The organism is Bartonella sp. EBT8 (assembly GCF_055796165.1).
In genome coordinates, this window is the sequence record NZ_JBTTDJ010000036.1 from 1 (window position 1) to 3,583 (window position 3,583).

Consider the following 3,583-nt stretch of genomic DNA (forward strand, 5'->3'; position numbering starts at 1 on the left):
TTGCGGTGCAAAAATATGGGTTTCACTCGGCACAAGCCCTTGCGAAAAGTCTTCTTTCTCTTCATGGCGCAAAGCAGCAAGGCGCTTGCGTTTAAAGCCATTGATATTGGCTTCCCCTTCCTGAATGCTAAAGACTTGGCAACCATTCTTTTGTCCCAGAGCCGTCACTCGGCATCCATTGACGATATAATGACCATGGGCACGGTCATAAGTCGCAATGGCTTGCATGGCGGGTTCCAACAGTGAGGGGGACTTTTGATCAATGAGAATACCATCTTGTAAGATATAAACGGGAAAAAAAGCGCCTTGCTGCCCATCTTCTTTTAGAGCCCAAACAAGCTTTGCACTTTCGCGTGCCGCACCGGGCTCTCCTTCTGCCAAGGTACCGGGAACTTGTCCCAACAGCTCTGGATCATCCTCATGGGTGATCCATGTTTTTTGCAACTTCACACCGATTTCAATGCGACCAACCATAGAAACAGCGTTGAGAACAGCTTCTGAGACTGGAAAGATATCCCCTGCGATATAGATCTTGCCTTCTGTTAAAGTAACGGTCCTTGCGTCTTTATTGACAAAGGCATCGGCTCGTTCAACACGGTCCCCTTCTTTGGCAACCAGGCGCCCTAAACGGTCATGGCGCCCCCTGATGATGGTTTGCATCTCATTGAGTTCACCACTTTGGATAAAGGGACGTTGCCCATAAAAGACAACGCTTTGTTGTTCGTCTTTGCCGCAAGAGCGATCAATTGCAAAGGGTAAACCACTTTCATGCTTCATCTTAAAACCTCAATAAAATCTTGAATTGTTCGCGCACATCACCGCGCAAAGGAATATTGACGGGCGTTTTGAGGATCTCCACCCCGCCAATCAGTTCATCCGGCTCCAACCAAAGTTTCCCCAAAGGGATATGGTGTTTGGGGGTTGCATGAACGAGAACAGCAATAGAAGCAGCTTTTCTGCCATCAACATCCTGAAAATCCGTGCGTGCTGCAATAAGAAGCGCTGTGCCCATCGGAGAGGGTTGATAACAATCGCCCAAATGGTGATAAACACCCGCTAAATTTTGTTCTACCGGCTGGACAATATTGCATCTGCGAGTGCCAATCACATCATCCTCACTGTCTTTTAACACGAGATAAAGGGTGCGACCGTGAAACCATCCTGCCATCAGCATATCGCGCTGATGTTTTTTAACAGAACACCAGGGGAAATTTGCCATATCCCATGGGTAATCAATTTGGTCGAAACTTAATTCCCCATCCACGTCATCAATCCAATTGCCAATCAACAGTCCTGCTTGTTTGGCAAGCCTGTGCGTAATTTCTGTTGTGCGACCAAAGGAAAACAACGTGTTCCCCGTTGTTAAGCGCACACCGCTTTCATAGTCCAGCAGACACGCATCAAGGCGTGACATATTGCCTTCCATAGCTTGCACGTCATAACCAAAGACACCACGGCGAAAATCAGAGCGCAAACTTTTGGAAAGCTCTGTGATGGCTTCAATGGCTTCAAGAGCACTTTGTTCAGGCAATTGATCAAAATCAAGTTGGAAGGAATTCCACCATAAACGCTCCGGCCATGCCGGTGTAAAGCATGCTGAAATTTCTAGCCATGCAAGCCCTCTATCAATGGCGGCAAGGGAACCGCGCAAACGCTGCCATTCAAGCCCTTTGTCAATTAAATCATAGAGGTTTGGAACATAAGGCGTAAGTTCACCAAGTCCGTATTCTTCAATCAACCATGGCAAGAAGCGGGGAGGGCGGGTGATAAGCTTAGAACGTGAAATTCCCAAAACAGAGCCATCAACATCTTGATGAAAGTCGCAAGCATCGGCAAGGCGCTTTTCAAATTCTGTTGCATTGGTTGGGAGGAGGGCGCCAACCATTAGCGTGCACGTCCTTTGAAGTTTAAGGTAATTTTACCAATTGCTAAAACTTCTTCATCACAAACGGCACTGTCTTGTGTTGGGGCAATGGCAATGACTTTCTGGACACCAGCAATCATCAGTTTTGAAACCCACCATGAAAGGCTTAATTCACGACCAATGGCTTGTTCTTTTCGCCATGCCGCTCTTAAGTTGGTTTCCATTGTCATGAGAATTTTCAACGATGTTTCCGGTAACAGCCAAACATCAGCTTGCAAATCCACCACTTTTTTAACAGCAGCGTGCACAATGATTGTATCATTGGTCATGATGATATTTTTTCTGTGAAGGGCTTGTGAGACTGTTTGTATGAGATCTTCAGAAGCTGTTCCTTCTTCATTATTGCCAAAAAGAGCAACATAGATGGTTGGATCTTTGCCTTTGCGATAAATAATGGCATCCTTAACACGGCTATCTGCGGACATGGCTATCAGTTTGTAATAGGGTTCTGTTCCGCTTCCCTTGCCACCACGGGCATGAAGTTTTATGCGTTCGCGATATCTCTCGTCACTTTCACCCTCCATGCGGGCAATTCCGTGCCAGTTTCCCAAAGCATCAAGAGATTCACCAATTGCAAAATCAAGAATATTGTTGCGTGCTGCTTCATTAATCCGCTGTCTTAAAAGCAGTTCTCGATAGCTAAAAGCTTCAATGACTTTTACGGCTGGATCACTTTCAAGAACAATGTATCCGGGCAACAGTTGTTTTAAATGGTCAAGAGCTGCTGCTCGTATTTCTTCAAAGGAAATTTCTGTAATGATTTCTGGTTTTGCAAGCACTCCATTCATTTTATCAGCAATCCTTCCATGGTGATGGGCTTTCCTGAGGGCAAATAAAGTCCTTCAAAGGACAAGGAAACTTGCCCATTTTCATTCCATTTAAAATCAATCTTGTTCAGTTTAAACCGTGGTTCCCACTTGTCTAAAGCCTCGGCAATAGCGGCATAAAGACTAACAGTAAAGGCGTCATTCACCGGTGCATCAAGAATATCGGCAATGCGTGAACCATAATCACGACGCATCACACGCGTGCCAATGCGCGTTGACAAAATATCAAGGATTGATTGGCGCAAATGTTCAATGCCGGTCAAGGGCTTTCCTGTTGTGCGGTTCATTCCGATGGTCAATTGGGACCTCCTGTCATGGAGCCACCAGGAACGACACCGCCGTGAACATGGGTTGCTCCTACATTGGTACCGTTATGGGTTAGTCCACTTGAATTCATGGAAATATTGTGAGCGGAATGAAGTGAGACACTACCATCAGCCTTCAAAGAAATGTTGCCCTTTGCATTGAAATTGATATCGCTTTGTGAAACAATTTTTATGCCGTCTGGTGCGGTAAGTTCTAGCTTTCCACCATCACCTTTAAGAGACACGCCATCCGCAATTGTGAGGCTAAACTTTCCGCCTGATTTGATCTGAATGCTATAGCTGTTTTGTTCATCATCATATTCAAGCATGGTGCCATCGGGATAAATTGTTCTATGAATATTGCCTTTATCGGCTGCTTGATTAGCATCGGTATGGATGGAACCAACAATTACCCCTTGCGATAAATCCCCTGATGATGCAACCACCACCACTTGCTCTCCAACATCCCGTCCTTCATAAGAGCATGTTTTACCGGCGCGGGCTTGGGTATCTGGAATCCAGTCACT

At 45.8% G+C, this 3,583-nt stretch carries 5 protein-coding genes; all 5 read right to left on the reverse strand.

Annotated elements, in window-relative coordinates:
* Positions 1-777, reverse strand: a 777-nt coding sequence (locus AC0QT4_RS08610; protein ID WP_473201267.1) for a DUF4815 domain-containing protein, incomplete at its 3' end; no start/stop codon positions are given.
* Position 778: 1 nt separating this feature from the next.
* Positions 779-1,885, reverse strand: a complete 1,107-nt coding sequence (locus tag AC0QT4_RS08615) for a phage tail protein (protein WP_473201268.1) — start codon at positions 1,883-1,885, stop codon at positions 779-781.
* The gene (locus AC0QT4_RS08620) at positions 1,885-2,712 is read right to left on the reverse strand and encodes a baseplate J/gp47 family protein (protein WP_473201269.1); all 828 of its coding nucleotides are present in this window, start codon (positions 2,710-2,712) and stop codon (positions 1,885-1,887) included. Before AC0QT4_RS08620 ends, AC0QT4_RS08615 begins: the two co-directional genes overlap by 1 nt.
* Positions 2,709-3,050, reverse strand: coding sequence for a GPW/gp25 family protein (locus AC0QT4_RS08625; RefSeq protein ID WP_473201270.1), 342 nt, complete (start codon positions 3,048-3,050; stop codon positions 2,709-2,711). Before AC0QT4_RS08625 ends, AC0QT4_RS08620 begins: the two co-directional genes overlap by 4 nt.
* Positions 3,047-3,583: phage baseplate assembly protein V (locus AC0QT4_RS08630; RefSeq protein ID WP_473201271.1), on the reverse strand; the 537-nt coding region annotated here is incomplete at its 5' end. The genes AC0QT4_RS08630 and AC0QT4_RS08625, both read right to left, overlap by 4 nt.